We start from the raw sequence: 19,431 nt of genomic DNA on the forward strand, positions 1-19,431 counted from the left end.
GCATGCGATTTCCGCATCACGCCGCGCTTCCGCCTGTCTGCAAGGGATGAGGGTCTTGAGCGCGAACCTGATGATCGTCGACGACGACGACCAGATCCGCGGCGCGCTGCGGATGGCCATGGAGGACGAAGGCTACGACGTCGCCGAGGCGAACGAGGCCGAGGACGCGCTGTCGCGTCTGCGCAGCAACGGCGCCCCCGATGTGATGATCGTCGAACTGATGCTCGGCGACATGGACGGCTTCGACTGCATCCGCGAGATCCGCCGCGACCACGACGTCCCGATCATCGTGATCAGCTCGCGCGACGACACGCACGACGTCGTGGCCGCGCTCGAGGCGGGCGCCGACGATTTCGTCACCAAGCCATTCGAAATCAAGGAAATCTCCGCGCGCATGCGCGCACTACGCCGCAGAGCGCGATTGGCCGCCGAGCGCGAAGCGCCGCGAGAAATGGTGCTCGACGCGTATCCGGGCGCGCCGCTCGTCCTCGACAAAGACGGCGGCGCGGTACGCCGCGGCGCCGAGGAAATACGCCTGACAATCACCGAGTTTCGACTCCTCTGCGAACTCGCCGAATCGCCGGGGCGCGTGCTCAGCCGCGCCCTCTTGCTCGAACGAGTTTGGGACGACGGGTTTTTCGGCGACGAGCGCATTGTAGACGTCCATATGCGGCGGTTGCGAACGAAGATCGAGCGCGATCCATCGGATCCGTGCGTCGTGGTCACTGTGCGCGGGCTCGGATATCGCCTCGACGTGCAACGTTGATCACATTATGTTTTGCCTCGTGATCTGTTCGTAATACAACCGCAAAGAGATCGACCACTTCAGCTCAAAGTTGGTTCGTAAGCCTGGATAAGTACTGCAGACCCGACCTGGGAGTTGTATGTCACTGCCAACCTTGTCCACGGAAACGATCGATCGCGCCGCGACGGCGTGGCACAGATCCGACCGCATCGGTGTTCCACTCCTTCGTGCGCCACAGCTGGGCGACGCCGCCCAGATCTGGCGGATCGCGAAGGATTCGCACGTGCTCGACACCAACTCGAGCTACGCGTACCTGCTGTGGTGTCGGGACTTCCCCGGCACGACGGTGGTCGCCGAGGTGGACGGCAGGGTCGTCGGCTTCGTCATCGCCTACCTGCGGCCGCAGGCTCCGGACACCGTATTCGTCTGGCAAGTGGCGGTTTCGCACAGCGAGCGCGGCCGGGGCACCGGCTCCGCGCTGATCGAGCACCTGCTCGACACCGTCGCCCCGCACGGGGTCACGGCGCTGGAAACCACCGTCTCGCCGGACAATCCGGCCTCGATCGCGATGTTCGCGGCGGTGGCCCGCCGTCGCGGCGCGCGAATGACCAAGCGCCCCTTGTTCGATCCTGGCGTCTTCCCCGACAACCACGCCGCAGAAGACCTCTACCGCATCGCGCCGACCGCGCAGCGAAAGCCTGAGAAGGAGCTTCGATGATCACCGCCGAAACCACCGTCTTCGAGTCGCTCGAGTCGAATGTGCGCGGCTACTGCCGTGCCTGGCCCACCGTGTTCACCACCGCGAAGGGCGCCTGGCTGCGCGACGAGGAGGGCAAGGACTACCTCGACTTCTTCGCGGGCGCTGGCGCACTGAACTACGGCCACAACAACCCGATCCTCAAGCAGCCGCTGCTGGACTACATCGCCAGTGACGGCATCACGCACGGCTTGGACATGTCCACCGCGGCCAAGCGCAAGCTGCTGGAGACCTTGCGCGATACCGTCTTCGCGCCGCGCGACCTGGACTACAAGGTCCAGTTCCCCGGACCGACCGGCGCCAACGCCGTCGAGGCCGCGCTCAAGCTGGCCCGCAAGGTGACCGGCCGCGAGACCATCCTCAGCTTCACCAACGCCTTCCACGGCATGACCCTCGGCGCGCTGTCGGTGACCGGCAACGCCGCCAAGCGCGCCGGCGCGGGCGTGCCGCTGGTGCACGCGGCGCACATGCCCTACGACGGCTACTTCGACAACACCACCGCCGACTTCCAGTGGATGGAGCGGGTGCTCGACGACACCTCCTCGGGCTTCGACCGCCCCGCCGCGGTCATCGTGGAGACGGTGCAGGGTGAGGGCGGCGTGAATGTCGCTCGCGCCGAATGGCTTCGGCACTTGGCCAAGCTGTGCGAGGAGCGCGAGATCCTGCTGATCGTCGACGACGTGCAGATGGGCTGCGGCCGCACCGGCCCGTTCTTCTCCTTCGAGGTCGCGGGCATCACCCCCGACATCGTGACCCTGTCGAAGTCCATCGGCGGCTACGGATTGCCCATGGCCCTGGTGCTTTTCAAGTCCGAGCTGGACCAGTGGGCGCCCGGCGAGCACAACGGCACCTTCCGCGGCAACAACCCCGCCTTCGTCACCGCGCAGACCGCGCTGCAGCACTACTGGTCCGACGACACGCTCGAGCGCGCCACCTACGCCAAGGGCGAGCGCATCGCGACGGCGCTCGGCGCGGCGGCCGCGCACTTCCCCGGCCTGTCCACCCGCGGCCGCGGCCTGGTGCACGGCATCGCGTTCGACGACCCGTCGCAGGCGGGCAAGGTCTGCCAGGTGGCCTTCGAGCGCGGTCTGCTGGTGGAGACCTCCGGCTCCACCGACGAGGTGGTGAAGCTGTTGCCGCCGTTGACGATCAGCGACGAGGAGCTCGACCACGGCTTGCAGCTGCTCACCGGCGCCATCGACACGGTGTGCACCGGCTGGGGCCGCCTGCACCACCGCGGCCCGGCCGAGGGCGGTGAGCTCCAGTGATCGTGCGCAGCACCGCGGAGATAACCGGCACCGAACGCGACGTCGCGGGCAAGGGCTGGCGCAGCAAGCGGATCGTGCTCGGCGGCGACGGCGTCGGTTTCTCCTTCCACGAGACCACCATCGAGGCCGGGACCGTGCACGAGTTCCACTACCGCCACCACGTGGAGGCGGTGTGGTTGATCGAGGGCGAGGGCACGCTCACGGACCTGGACAACGACGTCACCTACGAGCTCGGCCCCGGATCCATGTACCTGCTCGACGGCAACGAACGCCACCGTCTCGAGGTGCGCAGCACCATGCGGATGATGTGCGTGTTCAACCCGCCGGTCACCGGGCAGGAGGTTCACGACAGCAACGGCGTCTACCCGCTGGTCGCGGCGCCGATCGGCTGAAAGGAGCGGCGAGAAGTGTTGCCACAGACCATCGAGCGCGACGAGGTCGAGCGCATCGATCGGTACCCCACCCGAACCGGTGCGCGCCCACGGCACATCGAGCGACCCGACCCCACGGTGTGGGGGACGATCGAGTCCGAGGAGCTGGCCACCTTCGATCGCGACGGATTCGCGGTCGTCGAGGACCTGCTCAGTGCCGACGAGGTGGCCCTGTTCGGCGCCGAGATCGGCAGGCTCGCCGCCGATCCGGCGTTGACCGACGACGACCGGTTCATCGTGGAGAAGGCGTCACGCCGCGTCCGGTCCATCTTCGAGGTGCACAAGCTCAGCGACGCGGTCGCCGAGTTGGTGCGCGAATCGCGGGTGGCCGGGCTGGCCAGGCAGGTGCTCGGATCGGATGTCTATCTGCATCAGACCCGGATCAACTACATGCCCGGCTTTCGCGGAACGGGGTTCTACTGGCACTCGGATTTCGAGACCTGGCACGCCGAGGACGGCATGCCGAGCCCGCGCGCGGTGAGCCTGTCGATCGCGTTGACCGACAACCACCCGGTCAACGGGAGCCTGATGGTGATGCCCGGCTCGCACCGCACCTTCGTCCCGTGCCAGGGCAGCACGCCCGCCGAGCACTACCGGGAGTCGTTGCAGGAGCAGGAGATCGGTGTGCCGACCACCGATGACATCGCGACGCTCGCGAGCAAGCACGGCATCGTGCAGTTCACCGGTCGGGCGGGGTCGGCACTGCTGTTCGACTCGAACATCATGCACGGCTCGTCCAACAACATCACTCCCTTCCCGCGCTCGAACATCTTCCTGGTGTTCAACAGCGTGGAGAACGTTTTGGAGGAGCCGTTCGCCGCGCCGGGACGGCGACCCACCTACATCGGCAGCCGGGATTTCACCCCCGTGTAGCCGGTGCTCCAGCGCCGCGGTGTGTGATGTCGGGTCGGCGCCGCGGCGGGATTTCGCACAACGACGTGCGCGATTCCGATACCGCGCCGTGCGCGTCCCTCACGGGATGCGCACGGCGCGGTGTTTCGGTCGTGGGTATGCGCCCACTCCCCGGCTGCTTCCCCGGTACCGATGAGCTCGCGTGATCGATCGTCGCGAGCCAAGGGGCACGGCGACAATGCCGTCCCCACGCGGGAAGTTCTGCGTGCTCGCAATACGAGTAGTGCAGTACTCACGCCCGGTGGCACTCCTCGGTCGGACAATTCGAAAATGCCAGGACGGTCGGTGAGTGTCAGAAGCGAGCAACAGCCGCAGCCGAACCGTGCGCTGCGTCTCCTCATGAAGTACGACGGCCGGAGAGTCGCGGTCAGCGACCGGCAAGAGGTGGAGATGGCGGTGCCGCCGAGCGATGCGCTGAAGGGCTACGAGGGCCGCAGCGGCTTCTGGTTCGAGGTGCGAGACGCGAAGGGCAAAGTCATCTACCGGCGCGTCGCGAGTAACCCCATCCGGTTCGACGCGGAGGCGCACGAACCCGACACGGGTGCGCAGCGCCACAAGGTGGACCGGCCGCACGGCGTGTTCGCGATCCTCATCCCGGATCTACCAGCGGCGGACAGCCTGGTACTGGTGAGCAGTCCCCTCGATCCCGAGAGGAGTGGGGGGCCCGCTGAACCGCTTGCGCACTTCCCACTGCGCCGAAAGCGAGGCCGTGCCCATGGGAATCGGTGACGGCAGCGTCCTGGGTGCTACCAAGATCCTCGATCACGGGCCCGACAGCGATCGCTGGACGTTGGTTCTCGTTGCCGAGGGTTACCGGGCCGCCGAGATCGAGAAATTCGCGACGGATGCGCAGAGCTTTGTCGGCACACTCCTCGGCACCGCCCCGTTCGACAGGCTGCAAGCGGCCCTGAACGTCTATCGCCTGGACGTGGCGTCCACAGACAGTGGCGCGGACGATCCCACTGCGTGCTGCGGGACAGGCTCGGTCGCGGCCACGTACTTCGACGCCAGTTTCTGCAACAGCGGTGCCCGACGGCTCTTGGTCGTCGACACCGCCACCGTGATGAGTACGGTCGGGGCCAATGTGCCCGCCTGGAACATGATCATGGTCCTCGTCAACTCCAAGGTTTACGGCGGATCCGGGGGCGCCGTGGCAGTCTTTTCCATGGCTGCCGGAGCAGCCGAGATCGGACTCCACGAAATGGGGCACACGGCTTTCGGTCTCGCCGACGAGTACGAGTACTACCTGGAATGCGGGCGAGATGTGGGCCGCGACCGCCATCCCACGGTGGAGCCGGACTTTCCGAACGTCACCATCGACAGCAACCGCGCGACGATCAAATGGCGAGACCTCGTGCTTGCCGGCACCCCGATGCCGACGACGTCCAACACAGACTGCTCGATATGCGATCCGCAGTCCAATCCGCGCGCGCCGGACACGGTGGGTGCGTACGAGGGCGCGAACTACTATCACTGTGGCGTCTTCCGCCCGCAGTTCGACTGCCGCATGCGGACCGTGGACAGGTGTTCCCCGCGGCCCTTCTGCGCCGTGTGCCGCCGACGGATCACCGAGACTCTCACCCCGCTCCTGCCGTCCAAGACGATCGTCAAGGAGTTGAAGGAGATCAAGGAGTTCAAAGAGATCAAGCTCGAGAAGATCGAGATCAAGGAGGTCTTCAAGGAGATCAAGCTGGAGAAGCTCGAGGTGGAAGTCAGCAACCCCGCACTCGGGAATCCGATGCCGGATGCCGGGACGCAGTCCGGGGATCTGGTCGATATCGGGCAACGTCTGGACCGGCTCGAGGACACGGTGGCCCGCATCGCGCACTTCATCGAGCGTGAGCAACGGCCCGATTCGAGTCGCGGTGCCCTGCAAAACGAACCGCCACGCGAGTGATCGGGCACGCGGCGGCGCGGCGTTTCGGGCTCATCCTGTGCGAGCCCGGCGATCCCGTTGCCGGATGGGTGGATCAGCAGCTGCGCAGGCGCGGAGCTGCCACGCAAGTCGTCACCACCGAAGCGCTCTGCTCGGGATCGCGCTGGCGTCACACTGTCGGACCAGCGGGCGCACGTTTCGACGTGGTGCTCGCCGACGGACGGCGGATACATCAAGAGGATGTCGGTTGGGTCCTCAATCGCCTCGTGCAGATTCCGTCGTCCTACCTCGCCAGGATCGAGCAGGAGGATGTGGAATACACCGAGCAGGAGTTCCGCGCCCTGCTGTGCAGTGCGTTGCACTCGATGTGTCGGACGGGAGCGCACGTGGTCGAGCTGCCGCATCCCTATGTTCTGGCAGGGCGGTGGCGTTCGCCCGCAGAATGGTATCTGCTGGCCACGCGGGCCGGCTTGCCCCACCGTCCATGGCGCTGGCATGACACTATGCCGAAATCATGTCCTGCCGACAACGAATGGACGTCTTGGGCGCTCGTGATCGGGGACATCGTCCTATCGGATCCGCCGCTCTCGGAGGACGTTCGCTCGGCCTGCCGCCGCTTGGCCGATCTCGCCGAAGTGTCGTTGCTCCACATTGGACTCGATCGGTCACCTGATACGTCGCCGGTCTTCACGGGGATAATGCCGATGGCCGATCTACGCGTGGCCGGTGACCGGGCGATCGATGCCTTGTCGAAGGTCCTGAGCCGATGACCGTCATGTTGTGCGGGATCCGTTCGGAGCCGCCAATGGCTCTGGTAGCCGTCGAGTTGGAGCGTATGCGAACCCCGTTTCGCTGGTTCGATCAGCGACAGGCTCTCGTCACCACCCTGCGATTGGAGGTCGCGGACGGGCGCGTGGGTGGCACGATCGAGGACTGCTCGGGGCGGGCCGAACTGGAGTCGATCCGCAGCGTTTACGTCCGCACGATGGACGATCGACTCCTTCCTGAGATCGCGTCGGAGCCGGTCGACTCGCCTGGCCGCATGCACCGCCGAACCCTGCACGACCAGCTGATGACCTGGCTCGAGATGACCCCCGCGCTGGTGGTGAACCGAGCATCGGCCCAGACCAGCAATGCGTCCAAGCCGTATCAGCTGCAACTCATTTCGGCAGCAGGATTCAACGTCCCGGAGACGCTGATCACGAGCGATCCCGCCGAGGTCCTCGAATTTCGGGCGCGCCACGGCCGGATCGTCTACAAGTCGATGAGCGGTGTTCGTTCTGTGGTCAAGCTGCTCACCGACCTGGACATCGGTCGTCTCGACCGAATCCGAGGGTGTCCGGTCCAGTTCCAGTCCTACGTGGACGGCGTAGATGTCCGCGTCCATACCGTCGGCGACGACGCTTTCGCCGCGCGGGTAACGAGCTGGGCCACCGACTATCGATACGGGTCCGCAAGTGGGGCACCGCTCGCGGTGGTCGACGCGTATTCGATCGATGACGAACTGGCTGGACGCTGTGTTCGTTTATCCCGAACCTTGGGGCTGGAGCTCGCCGGAATCGATCTTCGTATCACCCCGGAAGGGGAAGCCGTGTGCTTCGAGGCCAATCCCAGCCCTGCGTTCTCGTACTACGAGCAGCAGGCCGGGCTTCCGATCGCCGCCGCGATCGCCCGGCGACTTGCCTCGGCATGAGATCCGACAGTCATATCCGCTGGTCTTCGGATTACCACGGGACCCGTTCGCGAAGGAGACACGTCAGCCGTAGATGTTCATCGTGACGGTGAGCGTGGCCAGGCGGGTGTCCAGGCGTAGTTCGTGGACTCGCCGTTCGAGCGTCTCGCGGTCCGCCGCGGGCAGTTTCGCCCATGCCTCGCCGAGGCGGGTCTGGGTCTCACCGTCGATCTCGGCCAGTATCCGCAGCAGCGCGGGCCATAGTCTGGCCTCGGTGACGAGCACGGGCAACTCGACGAGCACCGCGTCGGCCGACTCGAACAGCAGCCTGCCCCACCGACGCGTCGTCTCGGCGTCGGCGCGTTCCAGCAGATTCACCAGACCGCGCAGCGTCGCGGGCTCCAGCTGTTCGGCGACCGCTGCCACCAGCGCCGACATGACGGCGTGGTCGGCGGTCACCGGATTGGCGGCCAGCGTGTCGAGCGCCGAAGGGCCGAGATGCCCGACGAGCGTCAGCAATTCGCGGATCGCGCCCGCCTCGGCCGCGACACGGACGAGGTCGCCGTTCTGCTCGACGGTGCCGACATCGATGAGAATGCCGCCCAGCGCGGCGATCACGTCCTCGTCGCAGCGCGCGAAGACCGACAGCGCGGTCAGCCGCAGCTCCGCGGAACCGGACAGGAGGGTGGCGGCCAGGCGCGGGATCCGCTGCGCGGAACCGTGCAGCATCTCCCGGATGACGGCGCTGATGCTCGCGCTCGAATACGCGTAGGCGGCCGAGCGGATCATGCCTTCGTCGTCGTGCACGCCCGCCTCGACGGCGCGGATGAGCGCGGGTGTGGCGTAGGCGAGGAACGGACCCGCGGTGACGTAGTCGCCCCGGCGCAGCAGCTCGTTGGTGATCGCGACGACCGGCCCCGGCGGTGCGACGTCGGCCAGCTCGCCGACCGTGCGCGGATCCAGATACGGCGCGCAGTCCGCGGCGTAGGAGACCTCCAGCATGCCGAGCGCCTCGGCGGCCTTCCTCGGATGCTCGACGCCGACCGCGCCCGCGGCGCGGCCCGCCATCGTCGGCGGCACCATGCGCTGGACCAGCGGCAGCGAAATGCTCAGCGGGACAACCGGAACCAGCATGCCGACGCGCCGGAAGGTGGCCGTGTGCTCGTCGAAGATCCGGCGCGCGATGCGCTGTTGCAGTTCGTGCAGCCGTGCGGCGCCCAGCTTCTCGAGGTGCGCGAGGCGTTCGGCGGGGACGTGCAGCGTGCGGGCGAGCAGGACGAGCTGTGCCCTGGTGACCAGGTCGGTCATCAGCCGAGCCGGTTTCCGAACATGATCTTCTTCGCCGCCGTGCGCAGCGGCCACGGCAGCGCGCCGACCACCGCGTCCACGGAGTCGGCGAGGGTAGCGGTCTCGGTACGCAGTGCGGCGTCGACCATTTCGGCGAGTTCGTCGATCTCCTGCTCGGTCAGCAGATCGAGGGCGGCGAACGGTCCGCCCAATTCGCGCTCCAGGTGGGCTCTGGCGGTCATCGTTCTCCCGTCGTGCGGCCTCCGCGACCGTGGCGGGCCGCGAAGGCTTTTCTCGATCACATTGTGCAGGTCCGCACGGAATGCGGGACGGATTCCCATAATTGGACGTTTGACCGAAAAGTCACCGGCGCGTCCGGCGGATTCCACCGGGCCTTGACCTAACTGTTACCTGTCGGTACAAATACGTGACCACGCCGACCCGCGCACACGGGTGGGCCGGAGAGAAATGCACACAGTTGGTTACCGATGTCATCACCGTAGATGCCGAGTACGCAGTCGACCGCACGGCGGTGTGGGATCTGCTCACCGAACCGCAGACCTACGCGCGAATGTTTCAGGGGGTCGGATCCTGCGAGCGCGCCGAAACATCAGAAACGCAAACCATTCTGATAGTTCGCGCCGCTGGGCCCGACACCGAGATCACCGTACCGCCCATTCATCTGGTTGTCGCGCGGGAGCGCGAAATTCTCGAATTCCAATGTCCGGGCGCGGGCGGATTCGCCTCGGTTCGCTTGCGCGGCAACGAAGAACGCACCCGGGTCACCGTGACCTACGTCGGGCTGGGGCGGGTGCATCCGAGCATCGCCGCGTTCGACAAATCGGCGGTGATCGCCTGGACCAGTGCGGGATTGGACCGGATCGCCGACGCGGTGCGCGGTGCGCCGACCTCGGTGCTGGTCAATGGCGAGGATTCGTTGGCACGCTTGCAGATCGGCGTCGCTCGGCAGCTGGTCAGCACCGGCGTGGTGCGCAGTTATCGTCCCGACCGCGGGCTGAAACAGCTGGGCGGACTTGCCAAATGGGGCTTCACCCTCGCGGGCGGCTACGCGGCCGCCGCGGCCTACACCCCGCAGCGGCCCGCGCTCATCGACGCCCGGACGACCTACAGCTTCGCCGAAGTGCACGGCCGCACGCATCGACTGGCCGGTGCGCTGGTCGCGCTCGGCATGGGGGAGGGCAGCGCGATCGGGGTGCTCTCGCGCAACAGCGCCGCGATGGTGGAGTGCATGGTCGCCGCGGGCAAGGTCGGCGTCGACGCGTTGCTGCTGAACACCGGGCTTTCCGCGCGCCAGATCCGCGACGTGATCGAGAAGCACGATCTCGCCGCGGTATTCCGCGACGACGAGTTCGATCCGCTGCTGCGCTCGGTGTCGCCGGAGCTGCCGCGCTACTCCACCTCCGACCCGTACCAGGGCGGTCCCGCGACGGTCGACGACCTGGTCGCCTGGGACACCCCGCCCTTCACCAGACCGGCCCAACCCGGCCGCCTGATCGTGTTGACCTCCGGCACCAGCGGTACGCCCAAGAGCGCACGACGCCCGCAGCCCAAAGGTTTCGGCACCGTCGCAGCCCTGCTCTCGCGCATCCCGTTCCGGATGGACGAGACGATGCTCCTGCCCACGCCGCTGTTTCACACCTGGGGTCTGGCCGCTTTGCAGATCAGCACGCCGATCCGGGCGAGCGTGCTGCTCACCGAGCGTTTCGACGCCGAGGAATGCCTGCGCCTGATCGAGCGGTACCGCGTCAGCGCGATGGTCGTGGTGCCGGTGATGGTGAACCGGATCCTGGACCTGCCCGCGCACGTGCGGGCCCGCTACGACACCTCCAGCCTGCGGATCGTCGCCAGCTGCGGCGCGCCGCTGGACGGTTCGGCGGTGCTGCGGTTCATGGACGCCTTCGGCGACGTCCTCTACAACATTTACGGCTCCACAGAGGTGTCCTGGGCGACCATCGCCGACCCCGCCGACCTGCGCGCCGCGCCGACCACCGCAGGCCGCCCGCCGCTCGGCACGAAAGTCGCGGTGCTCGACGCCGACCTGCGTCCGGTGCCGCGCGGGGTGACCGGCCGCATCTTCGTCAACAACCACATGCTCTTCGACGGCTACACCGATGCCGCGCCGCCCACCGAAGCGGGCGGCATGCTCGACACCGGCGATCTCGGCTACGTCGACGCCGACGGCTTGGTGTTCGTCGCCGGACGCGACGACGAGATGATCATCTCCGGCGGCGAGAACGTCTTCCCGCGCCCGGTCGAGGAGGCGCTGTTGCGGCTGCCGCAGGTCAGCGAGGTAGCCGTGGTCGGCGTGCCGGACCGCGAATTCGGGCAGCGGCTCGCGGCGTTCGTGGTGACCCGGGATGGCGCCCGGATGGATCGGGAGATGGTGCGCGACTACATCCGGCACCGGCTCAGCCGCTTCTCGGTGCCGCGCGACGTGACGTTCCTCGAGGCGTTGCCGCGCAACGCGACGGGCAAGATCCTCAAGCGCGCGCTCGTCCGGCCCGGCTGATCACCGCGCGACGATGCGCTCCAGCGCGGCTAGGTCCTTCTCCAGCATGCGGAACAGCCAGTACACGCCGACGAAGGCGGCGGCACTGCCCACGCACAGCACCCGCAGCGCCACGATGACGGCCGGAATGTCCTCGGCCGGAATGAAGGTCGCGCCCGCGACGCCGAGCAGCGGCACCGCGGCGGCGATGGCGAGGAAGTAGGTGCTGCGCTCGTCCAGTTGCTCGAGCTGGATCGCGTCCGCCGGGCCGAGGCCGCCATGCGGCAGGAATCTCGGATACAGGCTGCGCACCGCGTAGAAGCTGACCAGGAAGTACGGGTAGGCCATCGCGATGGCTCCGCACACGATCTGGGTGATGAAGAAGTGCAGGTACGCCTCCGAAGTGAGCTGGTTGCCCGAGGCCTGCACCGTCACCGGCACGACGATGCCGGACAACGCCCACAGCGCGAAGCAGGTCAGCACATTGCGCTGGGCGAGTCGCAGGGTGTCCGAACGCGCTTTGGCGAGCCGGGCCGCGTCGTACTCGCGTCCCCTCTGCAAGCCGAAGGCGATCGGCAACAGATCGGCGATGAGCACGTTGGTGACGATGAAGCCGATCAGGAAGCAGAGGCCGTAGGCGTTCAGCGCGATCTGGCGGAATTGTTCCTGGGCTTGATCGTCCAGTTTGTCGATGATCAGCGTCCGGTTGTGCTGGTAGCTGTACCAGATGGCGAACCAGTTCGGCACGCCGATGGCGCCTGCCATGACCGGAATCATCAGCTGCCAGACGCGCGTCCGCCAGCTGCCAGGGGGCGGATCGACCAGGTCGCGGGCGCGGGCGTCCAGGCAGACGTCGAGTTGCTGGGCCATCTCCGCGCCGGACTCCCAGCGCCGGTCGGGATCGGGTTCGAGGGCGCGCACCAGCGCGCGGCGCAGCGCGGCCGGGCAATCCGGCGGCAGGTCCTCGTAGGGCAGCGCGTCCGTGCCCGCCGCGCGGCGATCCAGCATGCCGTCCAAGGTGGTTCGGTCACCGCCGGTCACCGCGTCGTCGTGGAACGGTTTGCCTCCGGTCAGCAGCTCCCACAGCACCACGGCGAGCGAGTACAGATCGCTGCGGGTGTCGAGATCGGCGGCCGTGCCCGGCTTGTCGGGATGCACCGCCGCCAGCTGCTCCGGTGACATGTACGCCAGCGAACCGCCGAAATAGGCCACCGGACTCGCGCCGGACACGTTGCCGCTGAAGCTGATGTTGAAGTCGGCGAGCTTCGGAATGCCCTCCGCGGTCAGCAGGACGTTGGCGGGTTTGATGTCGCGGTGCAGCACACCGCGGCGGCCCGCGTAGTCGAGCGCTTCGGCCAGCCGACGGCCGAGCCAGGCGATGGTCTCCGGCCATGACAGGCCGGCCAGCTCGGCGCGCACCGACGACTCGACCGGCGTGATCTCGCCCTTGCTCGCCAGCACCGCGTCGACGACCTCGAGCAGCAGCGCACCGCGGCGCTCGCCGGGCGGCGTCGCGCGCACCCGCTCCAGCACCGAGAACAGCGTGCCGCCCGGCACGTACTGCATGTACAGCAGGCGCAGGTGACGGGACGGCAGCACCCGCTGATCGAAGACCCGCACGATGTACTCGTGGTCGAGCTGGGCCAGCGTCTGCGGCTCGGCGCCCTTGTCGCGCGAGATCTTCAGCGCGACCAACCGCTGCATGGACCGCTGCCTGGCCAGGAACACCTTGGCGAAGGCGCCGCGGCCGAGGCTGGTCATCAGGTCGAAGTCATCGATGCGCTGGCCCACGTCGACGTCGTCGAGGCGGACCGGTTCGGTGGCCGCCGTCAGCATGGTGCTGTGGTAGTCGTCGGTGGCCAGCATCTCCGAAAGCTCTTGGGCCTGTGCGGGATACGCGGCGGTGTACTCGCCGACCTGCACCGAGGTGCCCGCCTGCCTGCGCACGTGGAATTCCTCGTAGATGAGATCCGGCGGCAACGGCCAGGTACTCAGCTCCGGCAGCTCCTCGACGTATTCGGCGAGGCGCTTGGGCGCGGTGTTGCGCGACCACCGGTTCACGAGATCGACCTTGATCAGCTCGATCAACGACACCCGGCGGATGGCGGGGGAGTCGGGCAGGAAGGCGGGCAGGTCCGGCGGGGCCGGCGCGTCCCGCCACGCCTCCTCGAACCGCGCGACCACCTCCGCTACACCGGTACCGCGCCCGGCCGCGGCGGGCGACGAGCCCGTTGCGACCGTCGCCCCGGGTACCGGTGTAGCGGGGTGCGCCATGTGCGCATACTAACGCCGGGGCGTGGCGCTGATCAGTGCATTCTGGAACGAGATCGACTAGGACAGCGACTTGTAGAGCGCGATCCAGCGGTTCGGGTCCACCGTCGCCACCACTTCGTCGGCGGGCACATCCGCGCTTCGGCACGCCGCACGCACCCGGCGAGCTGGAAACGCCGTCGTCAAGGACGCCGCCAGCGACCCGCCGACGCCGGAGAAGCCCAGTTCCACCAGTCGCCGGTAGCCGGGCAAGGCATCCTTCGCGAGCAGTGGCCGCGACCGGTTGCGCAGGTGCAGCACCGCCGAGTCGACCCGCGGGACGGGCCGGAAGCGGGTGCGGTCGACGCGCGGACCCATCGTGAACTCGGTGATCGGCCAGTGCGTCACGGCCAGCTTGCTCCAGCGGCCGTAGTCGCCGGAGTGTTTGCGCGCGAACTCCAGTTGGGTCAGCAGGGTCGCCGAGGTCAGGTGCCGCGCGGCGAGGCACCACCGGACGATGTCGGTGGTGCTGGCGTACGGGATGTTGGCGACGACCGCGAACGGCTCGCGCGGCGTGGTCACCGACCGGAAGTCGGCCTGGAAGCAGCGGACCGTCGCGTCGCCCGCGTAGCGCTTGCGCAGCAGTGTCGCGTAGCGCGGGTCGATCTCGTAGGCCAGCACGCGACCGGCCGTGGCGGCCAGCTGACGCGTCAGCATGCCCGCGCCGGGTCCGATCTCGAGCACGAGATCCTCGGCGCCGATTCCCGACGCGTGCACCACCAGCCGCGCGGTGCCGGCGTCGGCGAGGAAGTTCTGGCTCAGCCGCTTGCGCGGGCTGACGCCGGAATGGCCGCGCGCGTCGCGGGAGCGCGGCAGGAAACGATTGCGGGACATGGGTGTCCTCCGAACGGAGTGGCCGAATCAGGAAAAGGTGATTCGCCCGGACCCATGCCAGGGCACAGTCGACGGACCGCGGACGCGGTCGTCGGTCGGCGCGTGCTCAGCTCGAAAGAGCTGCTGGATCAGCTCGGCGTCGAAGAAGCCGGATCGAAGTGATGCCGGAGCGGTGCGGTGCGCTGGCTAGGCCCGAGCCTCCGCGCGCAGCCGGATGAAGTACGCGCCGACCGCGCACGCTCCGTTGATGCCTGGACCTCCCATGGCCGCCAACCTACCGACCCACCCGAACCCGATGCCACTTCTTTTCGCGGCCCGGCTGCGATAAATCGAAGGCGTGCACCGCGCCGAGTCGGGCAGACTCGCGCCATGCGTTCGGTCGACGATCTGATCCGATTCACCGCGGCGGGTGGCGCCGTGAAGTACCTGCCGTTCTGGGGCCATCGTCCACAGGCCGACGGCAGTGTCGGCAAGGGCTGCTTCAGCCAGTGGTGGCCCGCACCGTTCGACGTGGACGGCACGACGTTCGCGACGGCCGAGCACTACATGATGTGGCGCAAGGCGCTGCTGTTCGGCGACACCGAGACCGCGGCGAAAGTGCTCACCGTCGAGCACCCGAAACAAGCCAAGGACCTCGGCCGCCAGGTCCGCGACTTCGACGAGAAGCTCTGGGACGCCGAGCGTTTCGAGATCGTCGTCATGGGCAACCTGACGAAGTTCGGCACCCACGACGAGCTGCGCCGATTCCTGCTCGGCACCGGCGAACGGGTGCTGGTCGAGGCCAGTCCGGTGGACCGGGTGTGGGGGATCGGGTTGGCCGCCGATCACCCGGACCTCACGGAACCGACGCGCTGGCTCGGCGCGAACCTGCTCGGTTTCGCGCTGATGCGGGTGCGGGAGGAACTCGGCGCGGCTCAGTAGGGGCCGACGGGCTGGCCTGCTTCGGCGGCCCGCTCGTCGGCGGCGCGGGCGCGCCACACCCGGGCTTCCGCGTGGTCACCGCGCCGGTCGAGCAGCTCGGCGAGCCCGGCCATCGCGCGTAGGTCGCGCAGTTCGGCGGCCCGGCGCCACCAGCCCTCGGCGCCGGCGAGATCACCGCGCCGGAACAGCACGACGCCGAGGTCGTATCCGGCGCCGGGGTGCCCGGCCGCGGCCGCCTGCGCCCACAGTCCGCACGCCTGCTCTTCCTCGCCGCGGCCGAACATGGCGACGCCGAGATCGTAGAGCGCGCCGCGATACCCGGTGTCGGATCCGCGTTCGACCGGACGGGGCTCTCCAGGGTCGCCGACCGCGGGGGCGACGGATTCGGCCGCACGATTCTGTTCGGCGGACGTGGCCGACGGCGAATACGCTTGCGCCGCCGCGCTTGTGGCGCTCCTCGGGGCGGTGGTGGAGGGAGACGACGTCGCGGCGTATCCGGCCGGCGTGCCGTTGGGGTACGGCAGCGAGCCCGGCGTCCCGGCGTTCGGCATTTCGGTGTTCGTAATCGTTTCTGCCACAGGTTCTTTCGGGGTAGCGATGACGGGAGCGGCCGCGGTGCCGAGGCCGACGACCAGGTTGGCGAAGTTCGGCGGACCCTCGCCGACGCTGCACCACAGCGCGATCCGGCCGTCCGGCGTGTCCTCGATGAGGATGCCGTAATTGCCCATCCAGGAGCGCTGCACGCCGGACTGGTCGACCCAGACCGGCGTGAGGGTGAACAGCGCGTCGGGGCCGGTCGGCGTGAGGGTGACGGTGGTGCCGCGGGCGAGCGCGTCACTCCACACGTCGAGGCCGGCGAGCTGGCGTCCTTCGAGGTCGATGTAACCACCGACCACCGAGAGACCGATTCCGTGCCCGCGCAGTCCAGCGGGCGGCGCGGCGGACAGCAGCGTCATGCTGAGCAGGGTGGTGGTGCGCCCGAACTGCTCGGTGTACATCGGATAGACCATGCTGCCGTTCCAGCGGATCGGCTCGGCGGACTTGTAGAGCGCGGCGAGGGGGAGGTCGGGGGCCGAATTCTGGGGATGCCACTGCGAATACGGCTCGTTCATATGCTGGCGTCCCGCCTTTCCGCCGGATGCTCGTCCTACTTCTGCGCCTCGCGGCGGGCTATACCGTACTAGTCGCGACGGCCCTCGGCGGACCAATCCGGGGCCGATCAGGCCTTCCGCGCAGGACTGTTACGAAGATGAGTTCTTTCCCCGGTCCGGAAGCGATTTCGGGCGCGGAAAGCACCGCTGAACTGACCACCAAGGTATGCGTAACTCATAGTTACATGTAACCTCTGGTTACAGTTAATTCTCTTCTGATTCGAAGATGCCGAATGGCGAATGCGCACTCATGGGGGCGCTGACTGACGCTTACGTTACCCCACGAGAACAGATCCCGCCCACTGAAGTGAGCGCGATCTCGTCAACCCCCGGACACCAAACCAAGCGCTTGCTACGCTCACGCGATGATCTCCACGATCGTCTGGGGCACCGGCAATGTCGGCCGTGCCGCCATCCGTGCCGTCGATGCCCATCCGGCCCTCGGTCTCACCGGCGTGCTAGTCCACGATCCCGCCAAGGTCGGGCGCGACGCGGGCGCGCTCGCCGAACTCGACCGCGAACTGGGCATCGCGGCCACCGACGACATCGACGCGATCCTCGCCGCTCGCCCGCGCGCTGTCGTCTATGCCGCCTCCGGCGACATCCGGCCCGGCGACGCCCTCGCCGACATCGTTCGCGCGATCCGGGCGGGCGCGGTCGTGGTCACCCCGGCGCTCTACGCGCTCTACGACCCGCGCAGCGCCCCAACGGAATTGCGCGAGCCGGTCCTTGCCGCCATCGCCGAAGGCGGCGGTTCGCTGTTCGTCTCCGGCGTCGATCCCGGCTGGGGCAACGATGTGCTGCCGGTGCTGATCAGCGGGCTGGCGAGCACCGTGGACGTGGTGCGCTGCCAGGAGATCTTCGACTACACCACCTACGACCAGCCCGACTCGGTGCGCTACCTGGTGGGCATGGGCCAGCCGATGGACTACCAACCGCCGATGCTCGCGCCGACGGTGCCGACCATGGTGTGGGGCGGGCAGATTCGGCTGATGGCCCGCGCGCTCGGCGTGGAACTCGACGAGATCCGCGAGACCCTGGACCGGCGCGCGCTGGAGACCACCGTGCGGACGGCGAAGATGGGCGAGTTCGCCGAAGGCACCCAGGGCGCGGTGCGTTTCGAGGTGCAGGGCATCGTGGGCGGGGAACCGCGCATCGTCATCGAGCACGTCACCCGCATCCACGCCTCGTGCGCGCCCGACTGGCCGACGCCGCCCGACGGCGACGGCGCGCACCGGGTGATCATCGAGGGCCGCCCGCGCATCGAGGTGACGGTCGAGGCCACCGACGAGGGCGGTAATCGTTCCGCGGGCGGCAACGCCACGGCGGTGGGCAGATTGGTCGGCGCGATCGACTGGCTGGTGGCCGCCGAGCCCGGACTCTACGACGCACTCGACGTCCCGCTGCGCCCAGCGGTCGGCAAACTCGGAAGGAAGAATCCATGATCGTCGACGTTCCCCAGGGCAAGGATCCCATCGGTTACGTGTGGGGCGAGATGGTCCCCGGCATCGGGATCGCCGCGTCCGGCTTCTCGCTCGCGGTGTACGAACACAGCACGCTCGGCCTGCGCGAGTTCGAGGCGGCCCGGCTGCGCATCGCCCAGATCAACGGCTGCGTGTTCTGTCTGGATTGGCGCACCGAGCGTGACGGTGTGAAGGTCGAGGAGGAGTTCGCCGACGCGGTGACCGCGTGGCGCACCACCGACGCCTTCGACGAACGCACCAGGCTCGCAGCCGAATACGCCGAACGCTACGCCACCGATCACCACAACCTGGACGAGGAATTCTGGGCGCGGATGAAGGCGCACTACAGCCAGACCGAGATCGTCGAGCTCAGCATGAGCATCGGTTCCTGGCTCGCGTTCGGGCGGCTGAATCATGTGCTCGGCCTGGACACCGCCTGCGTGCTCCCCGGCCACTCCTGATTCCGGCCTATTTCCCCTCCCGAATCCATTCCACCCGGTCCAGAGTCGACCAGTCGTCGCTGGCCCACTCCCAGATCAATCGCGCGACGAGACTCGGATCCGAGAACGCCGCCGCGAAGAAATGGTCGGTGTGCGCGCTGTCGTGTATTTCCAGCGTGTACGCCATCGGCCCGTCGCGATAGGTCTGAATGAAGGTCTCCCGATCGTCGGGGCGGCTGACGATGAGAAACGGCGTGGCCGCGAGCTGGGCTAGATTCGGAATCCAATTCAACACTTGGTCTTTCGTCATCGATCGGTAGCTGCGCTCACCGCCGATATCGACGTCGACGACGCGAAAGCCCGGGGCCGGGGTGAGGGTGCGCTGCCGCCCGTCGTAGAGCTCGTAGTCGAAGCCGGTGATCAGATCCTCGAGCAGCTGCCGCACCGGGCCCGCCGCGTAGTCCACCGCCGAACCCCTGGTCCGTCGCCGATCCAAATCGTCGGCGGCCGTGACCCGCACCGCGTCGCCCGCCGCCTCGATCCGCACGGCGGCGTGCGGCCGCGAGGCCGGGAGCGCCGCGTTCCACGCCGCCAATCCGGCGAGCACCACGATCCGTAGATCGTCGTCGACGGGCCGCCCTTGCTGCGAACGGAAATAGGACGGCACTTCCACCGCCGATGCGACGACCCCCGCGGGTACGACGACGTACTCGTAACTCACGCAACCAAACTAGCCGCGCCGCGCCGCGTACGCACCCCGATGAATGCCGAAATACCGCCAGGCACAAACTTTTACACGCTTTCAAGTGCTGCGGAAAGTTCGCTCATCCGACCGTCGACGATCGGCAACGGTGG

At 67.8% G+C, this 19,431-nt stretch carries 19 protein-coding genes; 13 read left to right on the forward strand and 6 right to left on the reverse strand.

Annotated elements, in window-relative coordinates:
• The first annotated feature begins 55 nt into the window (after positions 1 to 55).
• The 9 genes from AB0H49_RS05020 to AB0H49_RS05060 all read left to right on the forward strand — a co-directional run bounded on the left by AB0H49_RS05020 (position 56) and on the right by AB0H49_RS05060 (position 7,682).
• The gene (locus tag AB0H49_RS05020; RefSeq protein ID WP_357247950.1) at positions 56 to 766 is read left to right on the forward strand and encodes a response regulator transcription factor; all 711 of its coding nucleotides are present in this window, start codon (positions 56 to 58) and stop codon (positions 764 to 766) included.
• A 118-nt stretch (positions 767 to 884) separates the two neighbouring features.
• On the forward strand, positions 885 to 1,463 hold the full coding sequence (gene ectA, locus AB0H49_RS05025) for a diaminobutyrate acetyltransferase (RefSeq protein ID WP_357247296.1): 579 nt from the start codon (positions 885 to 887) through the stop codon (positions 1,461 to 1,463).
• On the forward strand, positions 1,460 to 2,770 hold the full coding sequence (gene ectB / locus AB0H49_RS05030) for a diaminobutyrate--2-oxoglutarate transaminase (protein WP_355001552.1): 1,311 nt from the start codon (positions 1,460 to 1,462) through the stop codon (positions 2,768 to 2,770). The genes ectA and ectB overlap by 4 nt, the downstream gene beginning before the upstream one ends.
• Positions 2,767 to 3,162: an ectoine synthase gene (locus tag AB0H49_RS05035; protein ID WP_355001551.1), complete on the forward strand. Its 396-nt coding sequence runs from the start codon at positions 2,767 to 2,769 to the stop codon at positions 3,160 to 3,162. The genes ectB and AB0H49_RS05035 overlap by 4 nt, the downstream gene beginning before the upstream one ends.
• A gap of 15 nt (positions 3,163 to 3,177) precedes the next feature.
• A complete protein-coding gene (gene thpD / locus AB0H49_RS05040) occupies positions 3,178 to 4,074 on the forward strand; it encodes an ectoine hydroxylase (RefSeq protein ID WP_357247300.1) in 897 nt (298 codons plus the stop codon).
• Between the two features lie 324 nt (positions 4,075 to 4,398).
• Positions 4,399 to 4,842 carry a hypothetical protein gene (locus AB0H49_RS05045; protein ID WP_357247304.1) on the forward strand — a complete coding sequence of 148 codons (444 nt, stop codon included), beginning with the start codon at positions 4,399 to 4,401 and terminating at the stop codon, positions 4,840 to 4,842.
• Positions 4,829 to 6,010 (forward strand): M64 family metallopeptidase, encoded by a 1,182-nt coding sequence (locus AB0H49_RS05050; RefSeq protein ID WP_357247306.1) that lies wholly within the window; start codon positions 4,829 to 4,831, stop codon positions 6,008 to 6,010. The genes AB0H49_RS05045 and AB0H49_RS05050 overlap by 14 nt, the downstream gene beginning before the upstream one ends.
• A complete protein-coding gene (locus tag AB0H49_RS05055) occupies positions 6,007 to 6,759 on the forward strand; it encodes a hypothetical protein (RefSeq protein WP_357247308.1) in 753 nt (250 codons plus the stop codon). The genes AB0H49_RS05050 and AB0H49_RS05055 overlap by 4 nt, the downstream gene beginning before the upstream one ends.
• A gap of 302 nt (positions 6,760 to 7,061) precedes the next feature.
• Positions 7,062 to 7,682 carry a hypothetical protein gene (locus AB0H49_RS05060; protein WP_357247311.1) on the forward strand — a complete coding sequence of 207 codons (621 nt, stop codon included), beginning with the start codon at positions 7,062 to 7,064 and terminating at the stop codon, positions 7,680 to 7,682.
• Positions 7,683 to 7,745: 63 nt separating this feature from the next.
• Here the strand turns inward: AB0H49_RS05060 and AB0H49_RS05065 are convergent, their stop codons facing one another.
• A complete protein-coding gene (locus tag AB0H49_RS05065; protein ID WP_357247314.1) occupies positions 7,746 to 8,969 on the reverse strand; it encodes a hypothetical protein in 1,224 nt (407 codons plus the stop codon).
• Complete coding sequence (locus AB0H49_RS05070) at positions 8,969 to 9,190, reverse strand: hypothetical protein (RefSeq protein ID WP_355001544.1); 222 nt, start codon at positions 9,188 to 9,190, stop codon at positions 8,969 to 8,971. Before AB0H49_RS05070 ends, AB0H49_RS05065 begins: the two co-directional genes overlap by 1 nt.
• A 329-nt stretch (positions 9,191 to 9,519) precedes the next feature.
• Here AB0H49_RS05070 and AB0H49_RS05075 point away from each other — a divergent pair, with 329 nt between their 5' ends.
• Positions 9,520 to 11,478 carry an AMP-binding protein gene (locus AB0H49_RS05075; protein WP_357247953.1) on the forward strand — a complete coding sequence of 653 codons (1,959 nt, stop codon included), beginning with the start codon at positions 9,520 to 9,522 and terminating at the stop codon, positions 11,476 to 11,478.
• Here the strand turns inward: AB0H49_RS05075 and AB0H49_RS05080 are convergent, their stop codons facing one another.
• Entirely contained in the window at positions 11,479 to 13,731 is a 2,253-nt protein-coding gene (locus AB0H49_RS05080; protein WP_357247318.1) for a serine/threonine-protein kinase, read from the reverse strand.
• Positions 13,732 to 13,788: 57 nt separating this feature from the next.
• Positions 13,789 to 14,601 (reverse strand): ErmE/ErmH/ErmO/ErmR family 23S rRNA (adenine(2058)-N(6))-methyltransferase, encoded by an 813-nt coding sequence (gene erm, locus AB0H49_RS05085; RefSeq protein WP_355001542.1) that lies wholly within the window; start codon positions 14,599 to 14,601, stop codon positions 13,789 to 13,791.
• A gap of 369 nt (positions 14,602 to 14,970) precedes the next feature.
• Between erm and AB0H49_RS05090 the strand changes: the two genes are divergently transcribed.
• Positions 14,971 to 15,522, forward strand: coding sequence for an NADAR family protein (locus AB0H49_RS05090; RefSeq protein WP_355001541.1), 552 nt, complete (start codon positions 14,971 to 14,973; stop codon positions 15,520 to 15,522).
• Here the strand turns inward: AB0H49_RS05090 and AB0H49_RS05095 are convergent.
• A complete protein-coding gene (locus AB0H49_RS05095; RefSeq protein ID WP_355001540.1) occupies positions 15,516 to 16,634 on the reverse strand; it encodes a tetratricopeptide repeat protein in 1,119 nt (372 codons plus the stop codon). The genes AB0H49_RS05090 and AB0H49_RS05095 overlap by 7 nt on opposite strands.
• Positions 16,635 to 17,038: 404 nt before the next feature.
• Between AB0H49_RS05095 and AB0H49_RS05100 the strand changes: the two genes are divergently transcribed.
• A complete protein-coding gene (locus AB0H49_RS05100; protein ID WP_357247323.1) occupies positions 17,039 to 18,118 on the forward strand; it encodes a dihydrodipicolinate reductase in 1,080 nt (359 codons plus the stop codon).
• Positions 18,115 to 18,597: a carboxymuconolactone decarboxylase family protein gene (locus AB0H49_RS05105; RefSeq protein ID WP_067777980.1), complete on the forward strand. Its 483-nt coding sequence runs from the start codon at positions 18,115 to 18,117 to the stop codon at positions 18,595 to 18,597. Before AB0H49_RS05100 ends, AB0H49_RS05105 begins: the two co-directional genes overlap by 4 nt.
• Before the next feature lie 7 nt (positions 18,598 to 18,604).
• Here AB0H49_RS05105 and AB0H49_RS05110 read toward each other — a convergent pair whose 3' ends face one another.
• Positions 18,605 to 19,297 (reverse strand): hypothetical protein, encoded by a 693-nt coding sequence (locus AB0H49_RS05110; RefSeq protein WP_357247326.1) that lies wholly within the window; start codon positions 19,295 to 19,297, stop codon positions 18,605 to 18,607.
• Positions 19,298 to 19,431: the final 134 nt, after the last annotated feature.

The organism is Nocardia sp. NPDC050713, assembly GCF_040654315.1.
In the GTDB taxonomy this organism is placed as follows: domain Bacteria; phylum Actinomycetota; class Actinomycetes; order Mycobacteriales; family Mycobacteriaceae; genus Nocardia.

What these genes read in the sequence shown, in the direction of transcription:
- ectA (WP_357247296.1), top strand. Translation starts at nt 885, where the DNA reads ATGTCACTGCCAACCTTGTCCACGGAAACGATCGATCGCGCCGCGACG.
- AB0H49_RS05105 (WP_067777980.1), top strand. Translation starts at nt 18,115, where the DNA reads ATGATCGTCGACGTTCCCCAGGGCAAGGATCCCATCGGTTACGTGTGG.
- AB0H49_RS05090 (WP_355001541.1), top strand. Translation starts at nt 14,971, where the DNA reads ATGCGTTCGGTCGACGATCTGATCCGATTCACCGCGGCGGGTGGCGCC.
- AB0H49_RS05100 (WP_357247323.1), top strand. Translation starts at nt 17,039, where the DNA reads ATGATCTCCACGATCGTCTGGGGCACCGGCAATGTCGGCCGTGCCGCC.
- AB0H49_RS05060 (WP_357247311.1), top strand. Translation starts at nt 7,062, where the DNA reads ATGACCTGGCTCGAGATGACCCCCGCGCTGGTGGTGAACCGAGCATCG.
- AB0H49_RS05080 (WP_357247318.1), bottom strand. Translation starts at nt 13,731, where the DNA reads ATGGCGCACCCCGCTACACCGGTACCCGGGGCGACGGTCGCAACGGGC.
- AB0H49_RS05065 (WP_357247314.1), bottom strand. Translation starts at nt 8,969, where the DNA reads ATGACCGACCTGGTCACCAGGGCACAGCTCGTCCTGCTCGCCCGCACG.
- AB0H49_RS05070 (WP_355001544.1), bottom strand. Translation starts at nt 9,190, where the DNA reads ATGACCGCCAGAGCCCACCTGGAGCGCGAATTGGGCGGACCGTTCGCC.
- erm (WP_355001542.1), bottom strand. Translation starts at nt 14,601, where the DNA reads ATGTCCCGCAATCGTTTCCTGCCGCGCTCCCGCGACGCGCGCGGCCAT.
- AB0H49_RS05095 (WP_355001540.1), bottom strand. Translation starts at nt 16,634, where the DNA reads ATGAACGAGCCGTATTCGCAGTGGCATCCCCAGAATTCGGCCCCCGAC.
- AB0H49_RS05075 (WP_357247953.1), top strand. Translation starts at nt 9,520, where the DNA reads ATGTTTCAGGGGGTCGGATCCTGCGAGCGCGCCGAAACATCAGAAACG.
- ectB (WP_355001552.1), top strand. Translation starts at nt 1,460, where the DNA reads ATGATCACCGCCGAAACCACCGTCTTCGAGTCGCTCGAGTCGAATGTG.
- AB0H49_RS05050 (WP_357247306.1), top strand. Translation starts at nt 4,829, where the DNA reads ATGGGAATCGGTGACGGCAGCGTCCTGGGTGCTACCAAGATCCTCGAT.